This is a genomic window from Pseudoalteromonas citrea, from assembly GCF_000238375.3.
In the GTDB taxonomy this organism is placed as follows: domain Bacteria; phylum Pseudomonadota; class Gammaproteobacteria; order Enterobacterales; family Alteromonadaceae; genus Pseudoalteromonas; species Pseudoalteromonas citrea.
The window spans coordinates 832,539-852,031 of the sequence record NZ_AHBZ03000014.1; the positions used below are offsets into that span (position 1 = coordinate 832,539).

Annotated in this window: 10 protein-coding genes and 2 rRNA genes; 9 read left to right on the forward strand and 3 right to left on the reverse strand. The window is 42.9% G+C overall.

What is annotated here, in order from left to right:
• Positions 1-26: 26 nt before the first annotated feature.
• The 8 genes from PCIT_RS07015 to PCIT_RS07050 all read left to right on the forward strand — a co-directional run bounded on the left by PCIT_RS07015 (position 27) and on the right by PCIT_RS07050 (position 13,375).
• Complete coding sequence (locus PCIT_RS07015) at positions 27-623, forward strand: acyl-homoserine-lactone synthase (protein WP_010363514.1); 597 nt, start codon at positions 27-29, stop codon at positions 621-623.
• An 83-nt stretch (positions 624-706) separates the two neighbouring features.
• Positions 707-1,453, forward strand: coding sequence for a helix-turn-helix transcriptional regulator (locus PCIT_RS07020; protein WP_010363512.1), 747 nt, complete (start codon positions 707-709; stop codon positions 1,451-1,453).
• Positions 1,454-1,631: 178 nt separating this feature from the next.
• Positions 1,632-8,015, forward strand: a complete 6,384-nt coding sequence (locus PCIT_RS07025) for a type I polyketide synthase (RefSeq protein WP_010363509.1) — start codon at positions 1,632-1,634, stop codon at positions 8,013-8,015.
• Between the two features lie 80 nt (positions 8,016-8,095).
• Entirely contained in the window at positions 8,096-8,518 is a 423-nt protein-coding gene (locus tag PCIT_RS07030; protein ID WP_010363507.1) for a PaaI family thioesterase, read from the forward strand.
• A gap of 1 nt (position 8,519) precedes the next feature.
• On the forward strand, positions 8,520-9,311 hold the full coding sequence (locus tag PCIT_RS07035; protein WP_010363505.1) for a thioesterase II family protein: 792 nt from the start codon (positions 8,520-8,522) through the stop codon (positions 9,309-9,311).
• 40 nt (positions 9,312-9,351) lie between these two features.
• On the forward strand, positions 9,352-11,058 hold the full coding sequence (locus tag PCIT_RS07040) for a GH3 auxin-responsive promoter family protein (protein WP_010363504.1): 1,707 nt from the start codon (positions 9,352-9,354) through the stop codon (positions 11,056-11,058).
• Positions 11,055-12,212, forward strand: coding sequence for an alpha/beta fold hydrolase (locus PCIT_RS07045; RefSeq protein WP_010363502.1), 1,158 nt, complete (start codon positions 11,055-11,057; stop codon positions 12,210-12,212). The genes PCIT_RS07040 and PCIT_RS07045 overlap by 4 nt, the downstream gene beginning before the upstream one ends.
• Entirely contained in the window at positions 12,209-13,375 is a 1,167-nt protein-coding gene (locus PCIT_RS07050) for a mandelate racemase/muconate lactonizing enzyme family protein (protein WP_010363499.1), read from the forward strand. The genes PCIT_RS07045 and PCIT_RS07050 overlap by 4 nt, the downstream gene beginning before the upstream one ends.
• A 105-nt stretch (positions 13,376-13,480) precedes the next feature.
• Here PCIT_RS07050 and PCIT_RS07055 read toward each other — a convergent pair whose 3' ends face one another.
• On the reverse strand, positions 13,481-14,197 hold the full coding sequence (locus tag PCIT_RS07055) for a response regulator transcription factor (RefSeq protein ID WP_010363498.1): 717 nt from the start codon (positions 14,195-14,197) through the stop codon (positions 13,481-13,483).
• A 189-nt stretch (positions 14,198-14,386) separates the two neighbouring features.
• On the opposite strand from PCIT_RS07055, the gene PCIT_RS07060 reads away from it, so the two are divergent.
• Positions 14,387-15,301, forward strand: coding sequence for a hypothetical protein (locus tag PCIT_RS07060; RefSeq protein WP_010363497.1), 915 nt, complete (start codon positions 14,387-14,389; stop codon positions 15,299-15,301).
• Between the two features lie 979 nt (positions 15,302-16,280).
• Here PCIT_RS07060 and rrf read toward each other — a convergent pair.
• Both rrf and PCIT_RS07070 read right to left on the reverse strand, forming a co-directional pair.
• Positions 16,281-16,395, reverse strand: a 5S ribosomal RNA gene (gene rrf / locus PCIT_RS07065).
• A 137-nt stretch (positions 16,396-16,532) separates the two neighbouring features.
• A 23S ribosomal RNA gene (locus PCIT_RS07070) occupies positions 16,533-19,421 on the reverse strand.
• Positions 19,422-19,493: the final 72 nt, after the last annotated feature.

Consider the following 19,493-nt stretch of genomic DNA (forward strand, 5'->3'; position numbering starts at 1 on the left):
TAGCATTAGATAAAAGGGATAATAAAATGCTAGATAATATAATAAAAAACACATACAACATTAATAAAATAGACACAGACACAAAAAACAAAATACACAAACTGAGATACAATGTATTTCACAAACAATTAAAATGGGACGTACCAGTTATTAATGAGCAAGAAATAGATGAGTATGATGATTTAGATCCTGTATTTGTTACTGCTAAAGATAATTCAGGAGAGCTCATTGGTTGTTTAAGAATATTAAAAACAACTAACAAGTATATGCTAAAAGATACTTTTCCTCAGCTTTTGAAAGATCAAGCGGCCCCAGAATCAAAATCGATTTTAGAAATTAGTCGCTTTGCCACGCAAAAAAGTGAACATTTATTTGATCCAAATGAAAAGCGCTACGTAACATATAGTGTGTTGCAGCAAGCATACCTGCATGCAATTGAGCAAGGAGTGGAAGAGTACGTAATGGTAACAACATGCGCAATAGAGCGTTACCTTAGGATACTGGGTGTACCGACCAGTAGATTAGGGGACGGGCTAAGTATGGATATAGGCGGAGTTAATTCTGTTGCTATTAAAATGAACGTAAATGATGAATTCAAGCGTGCTGTATTTTCAATTCATTAGTTAGCGGCCATCCACTCCGTATCGACATCGAACTATCGGAAATACCGATAGATATTAATGAAGAGCAGGATACGGAAAAAAATATGGATCACGATATAGCATTTATGATTGAGCGTTGGCTAATGCAGTGCCAACGCGCCTCTACAAAGACCCAACTAACGCAGATTTTACAGTCCATCGTCAAGCAGCTCGACATGGATTATTACCTTATGTGCGTTGTATCACCTCAACAGCTTAAATCTTCTGATATGTTTGTCATCGATAATTATCCGAGCGATTGGATGTCGCATTATGTGGGGAATGATTTAAAGAAAAACGACCCCGTTGTACTCCATGCACAAACCAGCGTTACCCCGATTTTTTGGCAAAATGCCAATATCATTAGTACTACAAACCCTCATGCAGACATAAAAATCATGCAGCAAGCTGCAGACGCAGGACTGGTTGATGGCATAACCGCACCTATCAGAGGCATGTTTGGTGAATTTGGGCTCATCAGTATTGCATCTAAGGAACTCATTGATCTTGATAAATATATAAATTTAAACCAAATATTATTAAGTATAACGCCGTATCTATATGAAGCATCTAACCGTTTAAAGATAAATAACAGCCCAGCAAATAAAATAGAATTAACAAGTAGAGAATCTGAATGTATGGAATGGGTAATTGAAGGGAAAACAGCTTGGGAAACAGCTCAAATATTGGGTATATCTGAAAGAACAACAAATTTCCATGTGAATAATGTCATAGAAAAAACAAGCTCATCAAACAGACAACAAGCAATAGCAAAATTACTTATTTCAGGGTTATTAAAACCAGTTATTTAGATAAGCAACTCATACCTGTTATAAATACTAGGTTTGATTAAAAAAACACAATAAAACTAAATATAGGCAATAATTAAACAAAAAATCGACAGTCCCGAATTTATTATTAATACCAATCAGAAACGAATAAGAATTACATTCTGATAAACTTTAATAATATAAATAATTGGGAACTGTTATGAATAAATCTAACCAAATAGCTATTATCGGTGTCGGCTGTCGATTTCCAGGGAAGGCCAACTCAGCAGAACAACTTTGGAATAACGCAAAAAAAGGAATTGATGCAATATGCGATGTGCCAGGATCTCGATGGGACGTTCGTAAATACTACAGTGAGAACAGAAAAAAACCTGGCAAAACATACGCCAAACAAGGCGGGTTTCTTTCGCAACGTTTAGACACTTTTGACCCGTTGTTTTTCAATATTTCTCCAAAAGAAGCTGATGTAGTCGACCCAATGCAGAGACTGCTGCTCGAAGTTAGCTGGGAAGCAATTGAAGATGCCGGCGTAACCTCCGACGCAATACAGAAGGTAAAGACCGGTGTATTTGTCGGCGGCTTTGCAATCGACAATAAGACTATTCAGTTAGACAGTCAAAATATCTATAACATTGACTCCCAAACACCATTTGGTGTGACACATGCACTTTTATCTAACCGACTTTCCTATGTTTATAATCTAACAGGCCCGAGCATGTCGATAGACACGGCTTGTTCAGCATCAATGACTGCGCTTCATTATGCGGTACAAAGCCTACGTCAAGGAGACTGCGAACTGGCAATGGTTGGCGGCGCAAATACAATGATGACGCCACATTACCCGCTTACCATGAGCAAAGGACAATTTTTATCTCATCATAGTCGCTGTAAAGCCTTTGATGCAGATGCTGCTGGCTATGTGCGCTCAGAAGGTGCTGCAATTTTATTGCTAAAACCGCTAGAGAAAGCCATAAGCGATGGCGATGATATTTACGCTGTAATATGCGAAACCGGTGTAAACCAAGACGGACAAACAACAGGGATCTCCCTTCCTAATCCTGAATCTCAGCAAGCTTTACTAGAAGAAGTTTATGGTAAAGCCGGTGTCACCTCTGAAGAGTTAAGTTATATAGAAGCACATGGAACTGGCACAAAAGCAGGTGATCCTCTAGAGATCAAAGCAATCAGCTCAGTATTACAAAAACGTCAGTTAGATAACCCTTGCTTCGTTGGTTCCATTAAGACCAATATAGGCCATACAGAAGCAGCATCAGGTGTTGCGGGGCTCATTAAAGCCGCAATGACAGTAAACCGCAAAGAAGTTGCACCTAACTTGCACTTCAATAACCCCAATCCAGAAATTCCATTTGACCAGCTCCCTATCGAAATCCCAACCACGGTTCGTCAATTAGATAAAGATAGAGTTCACTTTGCAGGCGTTAACTCATTCGGTTACGGCGGCAGTAACGGTCATGCCTTATTACGTTCCCTATCAGAAAAAGAACAAAAACAAACTAACCAACCAAAAAGCAGAGATAGCGACTTTATTGACGGGCCTTATATAGTGCCAATTTCCGCTAAGTCTGACAAAGCACTTTATCAAGTGGCACAGCGGTTACTCGATTTCCTAGAAGCACCAGAACGCACAGAACAGCCTGTTAGCCTCTCAGATATCATATACACTTTGTCACAAAAGCGAGACATCTTGAATATCAGAGTTGCATTTGTGGTCGCTAACTTAGATGATTTAATTGAACAGCTTGCTGATTACTTAGACGAGCAGCCTCACCCAGCTAGTGCAACCGGAACCAGCCATGAAAAATATGACGGCATAAACCTGATCTGTACAGGAATGGGACCACAATGGTGGCGTATGGGTCGACAGCTTTATGAAAATAATCATATCTTCCGCGCAAGTATTGAGCGCTGTGATACTGTCTTTAGTGAGATAGCTGGCTGGTCTGTCAAAGATGAGCTATTAAAAGATCAAGATACCTCACGAATGCATGAAACTCAGGTCGCTCAGCCTGCCAACTTTGCAATTCAAGTCGCATTATATGATGTCTTAGATGCATATGGGATCAAAGCATTAAGTGTTATTGGCCACAGTGTTGGTGAAGTAAGCGCGGCCTATATTTCAGGAGCTTTGTCATTAAAAGATGCGTGTAAAGTCAGCTATCACCGCAGTCGCTTGCAACAAACCTGTGCTAAAGAAAATGGCTCAATGCTTGCCATTGGGTGCTCAGTTGAAGAGTTTAGTACTTGGCAAACATCCTACCCTGACATCGAAATTGCAGCTGTCAATGGCCCGAAAACCATTACCGTTGCGGGTGATAAAAAACAACTAGAGCTCCTTGAAGCTCAGTTAGTATCTAAAGAGATTTTTGCTCGATTACTCGCCGTAGAAATCGCCTACCATAGCCGCTATATGGATACTATCAAAGCTGATATCTTTTCTTCTTTGAGTGATATTACACCGCGCAAAACCAATATTCCTCTTATCTCTACAGTGACAGGGCAACATATCGACGGGGAATCACTGGGTGCCGAGTACTGGTGGAAAAACGTTCGGCAAGCCGTGCTATTTGCTGATGGTTTACAAACTCTACTTCAAGTCAATGATGCACCTGTTATGGAGATTGGCCCTCACCCAGTATTAAAAAGTGCTATCAAAGAGGGGCTCGCTATTGCCGAAGACAGCCGCCAACAATTGGCTTCTCTGCATAGAAAAGAGCCTGAAGAATATTACTTCTTCAAGCAACTTGCACAGTTTATCTGTCATGGTGGACAACCCAACTGGGAAGCGCAGTTTAATGACAGTGCTCGATTTGTTCGCTTACCGACCTACCCTTGGCAACGTGATACATATTGGCGTGAAACTCAGCTTTCACTTGAAAAGCGGCACGGCCGCGCAGGCTATATTTATTTAAACGAACGTATGGACCGCTTAGAACCGACTTGGCAAGTAGAGTTAAACCCTTACCTTATTCCATATCTGCATGATCACAAAGTGCACGATACAGTCGTATACCCAGGTGCAGGACTAATTGACAGCATGCTATGTGCTGCAACAGAAGCAACGGGGGATACTGTATTAACGCTAGAAGAAATAAAAATAGAAAATATGCTGACCGTGGATGATAATCACGTAACCAGAATGGAAACTAGCTTTAACCCAACCACACAACGGCTAAACATTGCGTCTAGAAATGTAGCTGATGAAAACGATAACTGGAAGCCAATTGCATCATCGAGACGTTTAACGCAAGCGTTACCAATAATGCAAGTCAGCTTCGCCGAGATCACTCAAGCAGTTCAACAAAGTTATGATGTGCATACTTTCTACGACCAGTGCCGTAATGCTGGCTTAGATTATGGCCACTATTTTCAGTCAATACGGTCGCTTAAAGTATCTGAAGATGCGGTACTCGCTGAAGTCAGTTGTGTAGAAGAGGTCCTTAACGAAGTAGATCAATACCGGGTTCACCCAACACTGCTGGATGCTGCATTTCAGTCGCTGCTGACAATAACTGGACTTGAAAAAGCCTTTATCCCTGTTTCCATAGCAAAACTGACGCTCATACAACAAAGTGTACAAAATGGTTACTGCTACGCCGTTATGCGTAAACAATCAAAACGCAGTGTACATTGTGACATTTATCTATTTGATGAGTCACAACAGCCAGTAATGCAGATTGAAGGGTTGCATTGCATGGCAGTTGACAATAACGAGCAAAACAACGAAGTGAATAACCCTCATAATTATCACTATGAATGGTTAGCACAACACACTGAAAAACACAGAAATGCCATAAGCGTGCCTATTGCAATACTCAGCGACGGGTCTTTACTTGCACAATCTTTAAAAGCTCACGCGATTGAACAGGGTATGCAAGTGCTTACTCTTGATGCTGGTGAAACATATAAAAAGCATGGTTTTAGTCACTTTACGGTAGACCCAGCAACACAAACAAGCATTGAAAAAGCGATTGAAAACTGCCCATTTATTGAACCAAGAGTGATCATTGATTTATGGTCAAGCCACCTTGCAGATACTGAAGAGTTTAATACATTAGCGGTGAGTCAACATGCATACGCATTGCGCAATACCGTAGAAGCATTAAATAGCCACTACCCTGAGCATGAAATTGAGCTGTTTAAAGTGACTCGCAACGGTCAAATTAACGAGCTTTCAACGCATGCCGATACGTTTAATTTTTCAGCGTCGCCGATAGCAGGACTTGCACCGAGTATTGTCAACGAATACCCAAATATCTTATGTAAAAGCCTCGATTTTGGTGATGTAGAACAAGCACAGATATTAACCTACTTGTTTAATGAGCTTGAAGACACCCTCAAAGAAACAGAAATTCGTTTCGATAAAGATGGACGATTTGTTCGACGTATCACGCCCACTTCTAGTCAGCTCGATGAAGACAGTAAACTAGTCACAACGACTGATGATCCCATTAATCTTATACAAACAGAGGCCGGCCAAGCGAGTAGCTTAGAGTACAGTTTGATAGAGCGAAGCAACCCGCAAGATAATGAAGTTGAGATACGCGTCATGGCCAGCGGTATTAACTACAAAGACATTTTGAAGGTCCATAATCGTATTTCAGAATTTGTCACAGAAAATACTTATTTTGGCGATGAGCTTGGTATGGAAGTGGCTGGGGTTATAACGCAAGCAGGTAAAAATACAGCCTGGGAAGTCGGCGATGAAGTTGTCGCATTTTATGATAAAGGGGCATACCGCAGTTACATTACAACTGAAAATCAATTTATTAGCAAAAAACCAGCACATTTAAGCTTTGCCGAAAGCGTCAACTATATGGGATATGTGACCGCTTACCAAGGTCTGGTAAACCTAGCTCGATTAACGCAAGCTGATAAAGTACTTATCCATAATGCGACTGGTGGTGTTGGGTTAGCGGCTGTTCATATAGCACTAAGCTATGGTGCTGAAGTATTTGCTACGGCCGGCAGTGATGAAAAGCGTCAGTATTTGAAATCTCGTGGAGTTTCTCACGTATTTGACTCTCGCTCATTATCTTTTTTCCAAGATATTAATGCTGTAACAAATAACTATGGTGTAGATGTCGTACTAAACGCCAGAGATGGAGAGATACTACAAAAATCAGTTGAATTGCTCGCGCCATTTGGTCGCTTTGTCGAAATAGGTAAAAAAGACATTACTGACAACTCTGGCTTGGCAATGCGCTGCTTTAATGAAAACTTACAATTCAACTCATTAGATATTGACCGCATTATGGTTCAGCGTCCAACGCAATTCCAAGCTCTAATGGATGAAGTCTCTGAATTCTTGAGCAGTCAAAACAGCTTTATCGTGCCTTGTAAGTCATTCTCAGTAACTGACACTCAGGAAGCGCTAAGATACGTCGCTCAATCCCAACATATAGGAAAAGTCGCGATAGACTTTGATACCCAGTCTATTTCAGTGAGCAAACCTCAAAACAGAACATGGCTAACGAGCAACAGCACCTACTTAATCACAGGTGGTACCGCTGGGTTTGGTCTACGCCTAGCCAAACAATTAGCCGATTGGGGAGTAAAACGTCTCGTATTAGTCAGCCGCAGTGGCCGTGTTGGCGATGCTGACAAAGGGGTCATTGAGCATATAGAACAACTCGGATGTGAAGTTTATGTCGATAGCGTCGACATTACCGATATCAAGGCAGTAACAGCGCTTATTCATACTATTGATAATGCACACACCCCACTAAAAGGGATCATTCACAGTGCAGCCGTGCTTGATGATGATAATTTAGCGCAGTTAACACCTGAACGGTTCACGAAAGTGCTTGAGCCAAAGGCTTTGGGCGCGGTCAATCTGCATAAAGCAACCAGTCATTTAGCAAAAGAACAAATTGAGAGCTTTGTCATGTTCTCATCACTTTCTTCAATGATTGGTAACCCTGGCCAAGCAAATTATATTGCTGCAAATGCGTTCTTAAATACACTCGCTCAGCATAGACAAAGTTTAGGTCTGGCCGCTACTACCATAAACTGGGGTGCCCTCGCGGATGCCGGAATGGTTGCGCGAGATAATACCGTAAAACAGATACTAGCCGAGCAAGGGGTCTATGGTGTTCATAACGAATATGCCTTTAGCCAGTTAGATGAAGCGCTTAGTGCCAAAAAAGTGATGTGCGGTATTATGGACGTCGAATGGCCACTTTGGTTCAACGTCAACAAACCATCGAAAAGCTCCGCTCGATTCAGCTTACTGCTTGAGCAGTTCGCTCAAAAAGACGCGGATTCCCCAGCCCTGCGATTCCAAAAAGCACTTGATGAGCTGCCGAACTTAGAAAAGCGTGCTCTATTGGTTGAGAACCTAAAAGAGCAGATATCGGCACTGCTTAATTACCCCATTGAACAAATAGACGCAAAGGTAAGCATTACGTCGCTCGGTGTCGACTCACTGATGACCCATGAGCTCAGCAAGCGCATATTTGTCAATCTAGGTCTATCAGTGTCTGGCATGGTCTTACTGGCTGGTCCAAGCATTGAGCAACTAGCAAAACAAGCGCTGGACGAGCAATTGGCTCAAGCCGCTTAAAGCATTAGGCGGCACAGTGTGCCGCCCTACCCAAATCACTTAATAACAATACAAAATAAAATAAAATAAAGGATATAGCTATGACTGGTCTAAATCTCGTTAACCATATGCTCAACAGTGACGTAAATAAAGCAAGTATTATCGATTATTTCCCATTCAGTGATGGACGTGCTCTTCCTGGTGAAGTCTCTGTGACGGTAACCCCTACAGACGCCCACTTAAACGCAAATGGCACAGTGCATGGAGGTTATGCCGCCACAATGCTGGATTCTGTCACTGCCCTTGCAATTCAAACATTACAAGGATCAAACGCGACCGTCGGTACCGTCAGTTTAACGTTAAATTACATCAGAGCAATTCCCCCTCACACGCCGCTAAAAGCGATTGGCAAAGTATCGTCAATGACAAAGACCCATGGTTTCTCAGAAGGTCAGCTTGTTGATACTGAAGGGGAAATCTGTGCAACAGCAAAGGCTTGCTGTGTCTTGGTACATGGGAGCTAACATGACTAACTCTCTTCACTCTCGACAACATCGTCGCTGGTTTGAGTACTTTGGCTCTGACATCAATGCTGACGCGACATTATTTTGCTTTCCCTTTGTTGGAGGCAATGAGCATAACTATACAAAATGGTGCGACAAAATAAATTCACACTTTGACGTCGCAGCCCTAAAAATGCCAGGGCGTCCTAGCAGAAGCCGTGAAGGGTTCCCTGAGCAGGTAGCCGATTTAGTTAACCCAATCGTCGAACAGCTTGTGAACTACCCAAAGCCCTTTGCAATATTTGGCCACAGCATGGGAGGCTTATTAGCGTTTTTGGTGACCGCAGCATTGAATCAAAGAGGAGTCAGCACCCTAGGCACATTTATATCTGCCAGACCGGCGCCGCAACTGAGTATTTTAAAACGCCGTGCCCATTTGCCAGAGCCTGCGCTCATCAATGAACTTCGTGCGCTCGGAGGCACGCCAGAAGAAGTACTAAAAAATACTGAGCTTATGCAAAGTGTTTTACCCATTATTCGTGCGGACTATCACTTGTTAGAGCAGTTTTCATACAGTGGTCAAGCAGATGCCATAACACAACCATTAGAGATCATTGCAGCAACACAGGACAAGTTAGTCTCAGATACGCAAATAAACGCATGGCGACAACTGCCGCTTAAGCAACTCAATCAATTCGATATAGAAGGAGAACACTTTTATTTAAACCAGCACCCAGACGCGTTATTCGAATACATCAATACCAAGCTCAGCGATGCATTATCTGAGATTAACCAATTTGCATGCGCCAGCTAAACCTGACCTATTAATAACTAACTTATAAGGATGAATTAGGATGAAAACAAACACACCCAATGATGCTGCGGCTCAATTCATGGCCCAAGGTCAGGAACTGATGAATGCGTTTATGTCTGGTGCACATAACTGTAGACAAACGCAACTGGATTTACTGCGCTCAATTTTACAAAAACATGGCCACACTCAATTCGGTACTGATCATAACTTTGATGACGTTGTCACGTATGATAATTATCGTAACCAAGTGCCTCTTCAAGACTATGATTCACTGTATCCCTATATGGAAAAGCACTTGCAAGGGATACCGGATCAATTAGTCAGTGGCAACCCTTGCTATTACGCGACAACAAGCGGCTCAACTGGAGAGCCCAAATATATTCCAGTTACAACGGAGCAACGCTCTGGGGCTCATAAAGGCTCAGCAATGTTATGGTCTTATTCATTAGCCTGTAATTCACCTGAAGCAATGCAAGGTAACTGGGTCGTTATCGTCTCACCCGCAGTCGAGGGATATGCACCCGATGGCACACCGTTTGGATCGACCTCTGGGCAATACGTCAAAGATTTAGATCCGGCAATAAAAGCAAAATATTCAATCCCCTATGAAGTATACGAAATAGCAGATTATGACGCCCGCTACTACTGTATTTTACTGCTTGGTTTAGCCGACAATAACGTGAGTTTAGTCTCCTCAACCAACCCATCAACTCTAAGTCTGCTTTGCAACAAAGCCGATGACATGAAAGAACGTTTAATAAATGATATTAGACTCGGGATCCTCGATAAGACATTAGTACTGCCTGAAGCCATCAGGAAACTGGTTGAAGATAGGTTAACTCCGAATCCTGAACGCGCCAACTACCTAGAGCAATGCATTGAACAAGATGAGGAGCATAAACTTCGTCCAATCCACTACTGGCCAGACTTAGAAGTAGTTGCAACCTGGACCGGCGGTAACTCTGCCACCTTTATTGACAAAATGCAGGCATGGTATGGCAAAGTAAATATCAAAGACTTGGGATATTTGGCTTCAGAAATACGAGGTTCAGTTCCCCTAGACTTAAATAGAGGCGACGGTGTACTTACCATCGAAGACAATTTCTTTGAGTTTATCCGTACTGATGAAATTGATAATGCAAACCCCAAAACATACCTCGCTGACGAAATTGAACTCGGCAGCCAATACTACTTATTCTTTACCAATAAGGCTGGTTTATATCGTTACAATATCAATGACATAGTTCAGGTTACTGGTTTTGTTGGCAATACGCCGAAAATTGTTTTTGTACAAAAAGGCAAAGGGATCACCAATATAACGGGTGAGAAAATATATGAAAAGCAAGTTATAGGCGCCGTTAAACAGGCTGAGTTTGACTGCCAAATTCAGGTTAACTTTTATCATTGTCATGCCGATTTACAAAGCAATCAATATAAACTCTATGCCGAATTTGAACCAGGGTATAGCACGCAAGAGCATGCCGAATTTGCCGATGCATTTGAGCTTCATTTACAAAAACTCAATCTAGAATATAAAACTAAGCGAGAGTCTTTGCGTCTTCAGCCTGCAGCTGTACACAGCCTATCATTTGGGGCACTCGAAAAATTTAAACGCGCACGAATTGCCGGGGGAGTTCGTGAAGCACAATTCAAAACGGTCCCACTTAGTATGGACAAAAACCTTTTAGCCTCATTCACAGTAGAAACCATTTACCAAAGCTTAAGCATTAAGGAATCAGCAGCATGAAAATCATAACAACACAACTCAGCGCACTTATTTTAGGATTATCTATTACAGCGGCCGCGCATGTGAATGCTGCGCCAGTGAACAATGACCCATTAGCAAATAATCGTTTTATGCAGGGTGAAAGTAGCACTAGTTATGCGCCAAGCTTTTACTCACCATTTGATTTGTTAAATTTAACAGGGCAAGAACATACGTTAAAATTAAATGACATTGAACTTTCTGAACAAGCTCAACGCCCTTTAATGTATGACATTTCATACACAAAGTGGACGCCATGGCGTAGTAATGGACAAACCATTATATACAACCATGGTTTTCAATCACATAAAGACTGGTTTAATTATACAGCTGAGTATTTATCAGTATTGGGTTACACCGTTTATGCTTTTGACCGTATCGGCTCAGGCCGGTCATCAGGCGGGATCACCTTGCACACGGATCTGAACAATACAACTCAACCTGTAATACAGCCAGGCCATATAAATAACTGGAAAACATGGACATGGACACTTGACCAAGTCGTAACGCTTGCTCACCAAGATATACCTGAAAATTCGATTACAATTTGGGGTAACAGTTTTGGTGCACATATTGTCACCGCATATATGAACCAATACGCCCCAAGCAATGTGTCACAGGCCGTATTTACGACCCCTGGTTTATTCGTTGATTTACCTTTACCCTTCACGTTAGACGAGTTTGTAACGAAACAACCATACGACTACTTTCCTTCAAGCATTCCAGAAACAGAAGGCGACCAAGGGGGTAACTACTTCACACAAGATCCGATTTATTTGTGGTCTATCCGTCATGATCAGCGTTCTTTAAGAGAGGTAACGCAAAGCTTTTATTATGCAGTCGTTGGCATAGGCCAATATAATTTAAGTAGAGAAGCAATGAATAATGATCCGCTTAGCAACTACCCAAGGTTCTACTTACTTGCTGAACAAGACACCATGATGAATAACACTAAAACCCTTGCATACATTAACCGCTCACCAGAAAATGCTGTAGCAAAGTTTTATCGTGCCTTGGACAATAAACATTTCATTAGTTTCAGCAGTGATATGGAGCAAGCCGTCTTAGATATCCATGACTTTCTAAATGAGCGAGACATCGATGAACAAGAAGTATTGGAGTATATCGAGCAATGAAAATTATAGCCTGTCGCCTTCGTGAGACACATATTCCATTTAAAGTCAGCTTTAAGCATGCGTTACATACTCGTAAAGAGGTTCAAGGCATTATTTTAGAAGTTGAATTAAGCGACGGTCAGATTGGCTATGGTGAATGTCTTCCTCGTGACTATGTCACGGGGGAAACACACCAAAGTGTCATCTCTGCTCTGTCAGATATAGTTCTACCTGCACTATTAAATAAATCGTTTTCAAGTTTCGGTGAGCTCAAACAGTGGCTCCACTCATTCTTTGAAGTACATAACATAAATAACCGTCAAACATGTGTTTTGGCTATTACTGAATTAGCGCTTATTGATGCATTTGCAAAATCGACACGGTCGTCGGTTTATAAGCTATTTAGCTCAGATACCACTACCCACGCAATGCCTGATATTCGTTATAGCGGCACTTACTCATTGGGCTCCCATGAAGCATTTAAGCAATATCAAAGTGTCTATGACAAGCTATCGTTAACACAATTTAAGGTTAAAGTCGGCACAGACCTAGACGCTGAGTTAGCACTGATAGATAAAATTCGCAGTGCTAATTCAGGTGATATTGAAATACGTTTAGACGCCAATGGTGCCTGGGATTTAAACCAAGCCATTGATGCACTTAAAAAATTCGCTGACAAAGGGGTTGTTTGTTGTGAGCAGCCCATGCCCGTTGAATTAAAAGCGGCATATCCAGAATTAGTCTTGAAGCTTAAAGGCACTATGGACATATGTATAGATGAATCACTGTGTCATTATGACGATGCACTTTGGTTTGCTGAAAATGCTGGCGCAACAGTATTTAATTTAAGAGTATCGAAGCTTGGCGGCATCTCAGCGTGTTTAGCAATTGCAAAAATAGCACAAGCGCATAACATTGATTGCCAAATTGGCGCGCAAGTTGGTGAAACCGCGATTCTCACAGCCGCAGGGCATACTCTTGCACAACTTCTACCAAAGTGCCGGTTTTATGAAGGAGCATTTGGTACATACTTACTGGAACAAGATATTACACATCCAAGTGTCATGTTCGCTCATGCTGGTAAACTCCCGATGTCACTATTGAAGGAAAATGCAGGCTTTGGTATTGAGGTTGATCAAGACTTAATCTCAAAGGTTACCTATCAATCACATAACTTCTCTTAAGAAACACATAAAAAAAGAGCATGGATAACATGCTCTTTTTGCCGAGTGGTTTAATCACTCGCTCCAATCGGGCAGATTGGATTCCAGGGAAACTCTTCGTTGTAATTAATGCGCTTGCTGCAACAGTTTAAAACCATGTCCATGAATAGTATGGATAAGCGGAAATCCAAACGGCTTATCTAGCTGCCTTCTTAAATGATACATGTGAGAACGCAAGACATCTGTTGTCGGGGGCTCATCTCGCCATAGGTCCCATTCAAGCTCTTGCTTTGCAACAACGTTCGGTGAACTTTTTAATAATTTTTTTAATATTTGAAAACCAGTTTGAGTCAGCTTTACTTCTTGACCATCACGTAATACTTGACGATTTTTTATATCAAGTCTCAATGGGCCAAGAGTCAAAATGCTATGTTCATCACTTTGAGTTCTGCTCGCTATCGCATTAAGTTTTGCTAACTGCTCTCTAACGGGCGTTAATTCACAATATACGTCGTCTACGCCTTGGCGGTATAAGTTGAGTCGCTCATCTAAGTTAAGCTTGTGTGAATAACTATAAAAAATCACTAACTTTCGAGGTAAATGAGAGCGTACTTGGGTCACTAATTTAGTCCCAGTTCCGCCTATTAATTTATCTGAGACAAAAATATAATCGAACACATGTTCAGACAACAAGTGCATTGCAGTCAAAAAATTTCCTGCATAATCAACCGTTACTCCAGCAAATTCAAGCTCATTCAATAAGCTTTCTGAAAGTACGTCATCGCTATAAGCAACAAGTACTCTTGTTGCACTGCTTAAAGACCTAAAGTTTAACTCTGTCATAAGTGATATTCCCGTTGTTCCTTGGTGTGTGTCATATTTAACCGTGCCTGATAAAATACAACAATCGCTGTTCTTCCAATCACAGCCCTGTCAGTTTTAACAGGGTAAATATAGGCTGACTTTTTTAAAATTGTCATGAAATTGAAAAGTAGGTCCAATAAGGCCGAAAAAACCTGAACAGGCGAAATTATGAAGGAAACAGCTTTAAACCAAACGCAAATGTTGATTTGTCAGCGCTTATTTACCCGCGCTGCAACATTAGTCAACCGTCCAGGCTGGCGACAAGCTATGAGCATAAACAGTGCCGCAGAAACATTAACACTGTGTTCGGGTGCACAACCGAATCTATTGAACGACGTATTAAGTAGACTCCCCCTTTCGCACTCTCATTATCAGTTGTGGATGGTACTTGCTATCCCCCTGACGATGTATGATATAGAGCAGCTTAAATCTCATGGCATAAACCGTATATATGCACTTAGCCACTGGTTTAATGAATCACAAATGCAAATGAGTATAAAACTCGCAGCTCAACAAGGGATCACGTACTCCGTCTTACCTGATCCGCTATGTGAACGCCTTAACTTTGGTCGTAATCATTTAATGAAGCGCCTCAGACCTTGGTATTTGAACAGTCAAAGTATTACAGCTCAAGGTCATATCGAACCAGTCTTAGCTGCAGACAAAGGTGGATACTTTAGGCATTTCTTACAACGTTTTGATAATTGTATTCTGCCTTGGGAGTACAGACACACCATTGCGACATCTTCCCTTAATATTATGTTTGAAAGGTCTCAATCTTCACATATCAGCCTTGTCGATTCAGAGGGTAAGACAATGCTGGATATAGCGGCAACATTAACGCCAGCAGAACAAGCAGCTGCGTTAAATAACTTCCATGTTAATCAAGATTATGGAGAAGTCTGCCTCGATGGAGCATTAACATTGAGTCATATATTGGGCAGTCAAAATATGGTCGATGAATCTCAACAAGCGTTGCAATCTGAAGGGGAGCAAACAAAGTATGATGTTATTGGCCAATCCATACTTCAAACGACAACATTTACCCCAGAAAATGCATTTTATACGAGTATCGATAAGTGAAAATATGTTTTTAAAGCAATAAATAACGACTTTACAAAGCAGCCTTTTGACTAAATGGCACTCACCCTAAGTTAAAACTCCGTCTCCCTGAACTAGTTTCAGGGTCCATGGTTTTCACTTCCTTTTAGGAGTACAAAAATGTGTAAAAATAACAACGGCAAGCATGAGCGTTATGGATCCTGATCTGCGTCAGGAAGACAATGGTATGAGTACAGAAAAGTATTGGAATAGTAAAGTAGATAAGCGTGCTTGCTCTGGATCCTGACCCTCGTCAGGAAGACAACGGTGTGGGCGAAATCAAAACACCGCCTCTAAATACAAAACTCCGTCTCCCTGAACTGGTTTCAGGGTCCATGGTTTTGACTACCTTTAAGCAGTGAAAAAAGTGTACCAATCACAACAGCAAGCATGAGTGTTATGGGTCCTGACCTGCGTCAGGAAGACAACGGTCTAGGCGAAATCAAAACGCCGCCTCTAGATACAAAACTCCGTCTCCCTGAACTGGTTTCAGGGTCCATAGTTTCTCACCGCCTTTTAGGAATACAGAAATATGTAAAAATAACGATGGTAAGGGTGACTGCTCTGGATCCTGACCTACGTCAGGAAGAGAACGGTGTGAGTTCAATACATCCCTCGGTATGGCCCCTCGGTATAACCTTTCGTCTCCCTGAACTAGTTTCAGGGTCCATGGTTTCTCACTGCCTTTTATAAATACAGAAATATGTGAAAATAACAACGGTAGCATGAGTGTTTTGAATCCTGACCTTCGTCAGGAAGACAAAGGTGTGAATGTGAGGGAAATCAAAACATCGCCTCTAAATACAAAACTTCGTCTCCCTGAACTGGTTTCAGGGTCCATAGGGTTTTATTCGAAGCTTTCTCTAACCCTTTTCCCTAAGCAGCTTTCCCCAACTCCTTTTCCTAAACCCAAAATACAAAAAACCCGTCGCATCTCTGCAACGGGTTTCTCTAATTTAATGCCTGGCAATGTTCTACTTTCACATGGCAACTGCCACACTATCATCGACGCTGTTTCGTTTCACTTCTGAGTTCGGCATGGGGTCAGGTGGGTCCAAAACGCTATTGTCACCAAGCAAATTTGGTGTGTTAACTCGCTACCGCAAGCCAACTAAATCTGGAATTCTGATAAATATTAATCAATCTTACTAATTCTTGTAAAACGCTACTTTAGTAACACTAACTTCTGTCGCTTAAACCACTTTGGCGTTGTATGGTTAAGCCTCACGGGTAATTAGTACTGGTTAGCTTAACATATCACTATGCTTCCACACCCAGCCTATCAACGTTGTAGTCTCCAACGGCCCTTCAGAGAGCTTATAGCTCTAGTGAGAACTCATCTCGAGGCCTGCTTCGCGCTTAGATGCTTTCAGCGCTTATCAGTTCCGAACGTAGCTACCGGGCAATGCCATTGGCATGACAACCCGAACACCAGCGGTTCGTTCACTCCGGTCCTCTCGTACTAGGAGCAACCCCTCTCAATTCTCAAACGCCCACGGCAGATAGGGACCGAACTGTCTCACGACGTTCTAAACCCAGCTCGCGTACCACTTTAAATGGCGAACAGCCATACCCTTGGGACCGACTTCAGCCCCAGGATGTGATGAGCCGACATCGAGGTGCCAAACACCGCCGTCGATATGAACTCTTGGGCGGTATCAGCCTGTTATCCCCGGAGTACCTTTTATCCGTTGAGCGATGGCCCTTCCATTCAGAACCACCGGATCACTATGACCTACTTTCGTACCTGCTCGACGTGTCTGTCTCGCAGTTAAGCTGGCTTCTACCATTACACTAACCGTACGATGTCCGACCGTACTTAGCCAACCTTCGTGCTCCTCCGTTACTCTTTGGGAGGAGACCGCCCCAGTCAAACTACCCACCAGGCACTGTCCGCAATCCCGATCAGGGACCTACGTTAGAACATCAAAACTACAAGGGTGGTATTTCAAGGTTGACTCCACACAATCTAGCGACTGTGCTTCAAAGTCTCCCACCTATCCTACACATGTAGGTTCAATGTTCAGTGCCAAGCTGTAGTAAAGGTTCACGGGGTCTTTCCGTCTAGCCGCGGGTACACAGCATCTTCACTGCGATTTCAATTTCACTGAGTCTCGGGTGGAGACAGCGTGGCCATGGTTACACCATTCGTGCAGGTCGGAACTTACCCGACAAGGAATTTCGCTACCTTAGGACCGTTATAGTTACGGCCGCCGTTTACCGGGGCTTCGATCAAGAGCTTCGACCTAAGTCTAACCCCATCAATTAACCTTCCGGCACCGGGCAGGTGTCACACCGTATACGTCATCTTACGATTTTGCACAGTGCTGTGTTTTTAATAAACAGTCCCAGCCACCTGGTCACTGCGGCTCTCAATCGCTTAAGGAGTAAATCCCATCACAATCAAGAGCGTACCTTCTCCCGAAGTTACGGTACAATTTTGCCTAGTTCCTTCACCCGAGTTCTCTCAAGCGCCTTAGTATTCTCTACCTGACCACCTGTGTCGGTTTGGGGTACGATTCGAAATAATCTGAAGCTTAGAGGCTTTTCCTGGAAGTAAGGCATCAGCAACTTCACTACCGTAGTAGCTCGTCTCGTGTCTCAGCCTAACAACGACCCGGATTTACCTAAGTCATTAGCCTACTCACTTTCACATGGACAACCAACGCCATGCTTGCTTAGCCTGCTCCGTCCCCCCATCGCAATTATTCCAAGTACGGGAATATTAACCCGTTTCCCATCGACTACGCTCTTCAGCCTCGCCTTAGGGGTCGACTTACCCTACCCTGATTAACATGGGATAGGAACCCTTGGTCTTCCGGCGTGCGGGTTTTTCACCCGCATTATCGTTACTCATGTCAGCATTCGCACTTCTGATACGTCCAGCATACCTCCCGGTACACCTTCAACCGCTTACAGAACGCTCCCCTACCACTCAATCTAATGATTGAATCCGCAGCTTCGGTGATATGTTTAGCCCCGTTACATCTTCCGCGCAGGCCGACTCGACTAGTGAGCTATTACGCTTTCTTTAAAGGGTGGCTGCTTCTAAGCCAACCTCCTAGCTGTTTTAGCCTTCCCACATCGTTTCCCACTTAACATATACTTTGGGACCTTAGCTGGCGGTCTGGGTTGTTTCCCTCTTCACGATGGACGTTAGCACCCACCGTGTGTCTCCCGGATAGTACTTTACGGTATTCGGAGTTTGCAAAGGGTTGGTAAGTCGGGATGACCCCCTAGCCTTAACAGTGCTCTACCCCCGTAAGTATTCGTCCGAGGCTCTACCTAAATAGATTTCGGGGAGAACCAGCTATCTCCCGGTTTGATTAGCCTTTCACTCCTAGCCACAGGTCATCCCCTAACTTTTCAACGTTAGTGGGTTCGGTCCTCCAGTTGATGTTACTCAACCTTCAACCTGCCCATGGCTAGATCACCGGGTTTCGGGTCTATACCCTGCAACTAAGCGCCCAGTTAAGACTCGCTTTCGCTACGGCTACCCTAATCGGTTAACCTCGCTACAGAATATAAGTCGCTGACCCATTATACAAAAGGTACGCAGTCACATAACTAGTATGCTCCTACTGCTTGTACGTATACGGTTTCAGGTTCTATTTCACTCCCCTCACAGGGGTTCTTTTCGCCTTTCCCTCACGGTACTGGTTCACTATCGGTCAGTTGGGAGTATTTAGCCTTAGATGATGGTCCACCTATATTCAGTCAAAGTTTCACGTGCTCCGACCTACTCGATTTCACTGCTTATAAATTTTTGTGTACGGGACTATCACCCTGTATCGTGGCACTTTCCAGAGCCTTCCACTAATTACAAAACAGCTTAAGGGCTGTTCCGATTTCGCTCGCCGCTACTTTCGGAATCTCGGTTGATTTCTTTTCCTACGGGTACTTAGATGTTTCAGTTCTCCGCGTTCGCCTCATATGGCTATGTATTCACCATATGATACCTGCAAAGCAGGTGGGTTTCCCCATTCGGAAATCCTAGTCTCAAGCGCCTCTTACTGGCTCAACTAGGCTTATCGCAAGTTAGTACGTCCTTCATCGCCTCCAACTGCCAAGGCATCCACCGTATACGCTTAGTCACTTAACCATACAACCCAAAATGGTTTGTATCGTCAAAGACAGTTTAAACTTCGCCAGAAGTTAATATTGAATACTAAAG

Excerpts from the sequence above, each read along its gene's own strand:
- PCIT_RS07015 (WP_010363514.1), top strand. The coding sequence starts at position 27 with ATGCTAGATAATATAATAAAAAACACATACAACATTAATAAAATAGAC.
- PCIT_RS07020 (WP_010363512.1), top strand. The coding sequence starts at position 707 with ATGGATCACGATATAGCATTTATGATTGAGCGTTGGCTAATGCAGTGC.
- PCIT_RS07025 (WP_010363509.1), top strand. The coding sequence starts at position 1,632 with ATGAATAAATCTAACCAAATAGCTATTATCGGTGTCGGCTGTCGATTT.
- PCIT_RS07030 (WP_010363507.1), top strand. The coding sequence starts at position 8,096 with ATGACTGGTCTAAATCTCGTTAACCATATGCTCAACAGTGACGTAAAT.
- PCIT_RS07035 (WP_010363505.1), top strand. The coding sequence starts at position 8,520 with ATGACTAACTCTCTTCACTCTCGACAACATCGTCGCTGGTTTGAGTAC.
- PCIT_RS07040 (WP_010363504.1), top strand. The coding sequence starts at position 9,352 with ATGAAAACAAACACACCCAATGATGCTGCGGCTCAATTCATGGCCCAA.
- PCIT_RS07045 (WP_010363502.1), top strand. The coding sequence starts at position 11,055 with ATGAAAATCATAACAACACAACTCAGCGCACTTATTTTAGGATTATCT.
- PCIT_RS07050 (WP_010363499.1), top strand. The coding sequence starts at position 12,209 with ATGAAAATTATAGCCTGTCGCCTTCGTGAGACACATATTCCATTTAAA.
- PCIT_RS07055 (WP_010363498.1), bottom strand. The coding sequence starts at position 14,197 with ATGACAGAGTTAAACTTTAGGTCTTTAAGCAGTGCAACAAGAGTACTT.
- PCIT_RS07060 (WP_010363497.1), top strand. The coding sequence starts at position 14,387 with ATGAAGGAAACAGCTTTAAACCAAACGCAAATGTTGATTTGTCAGCGC.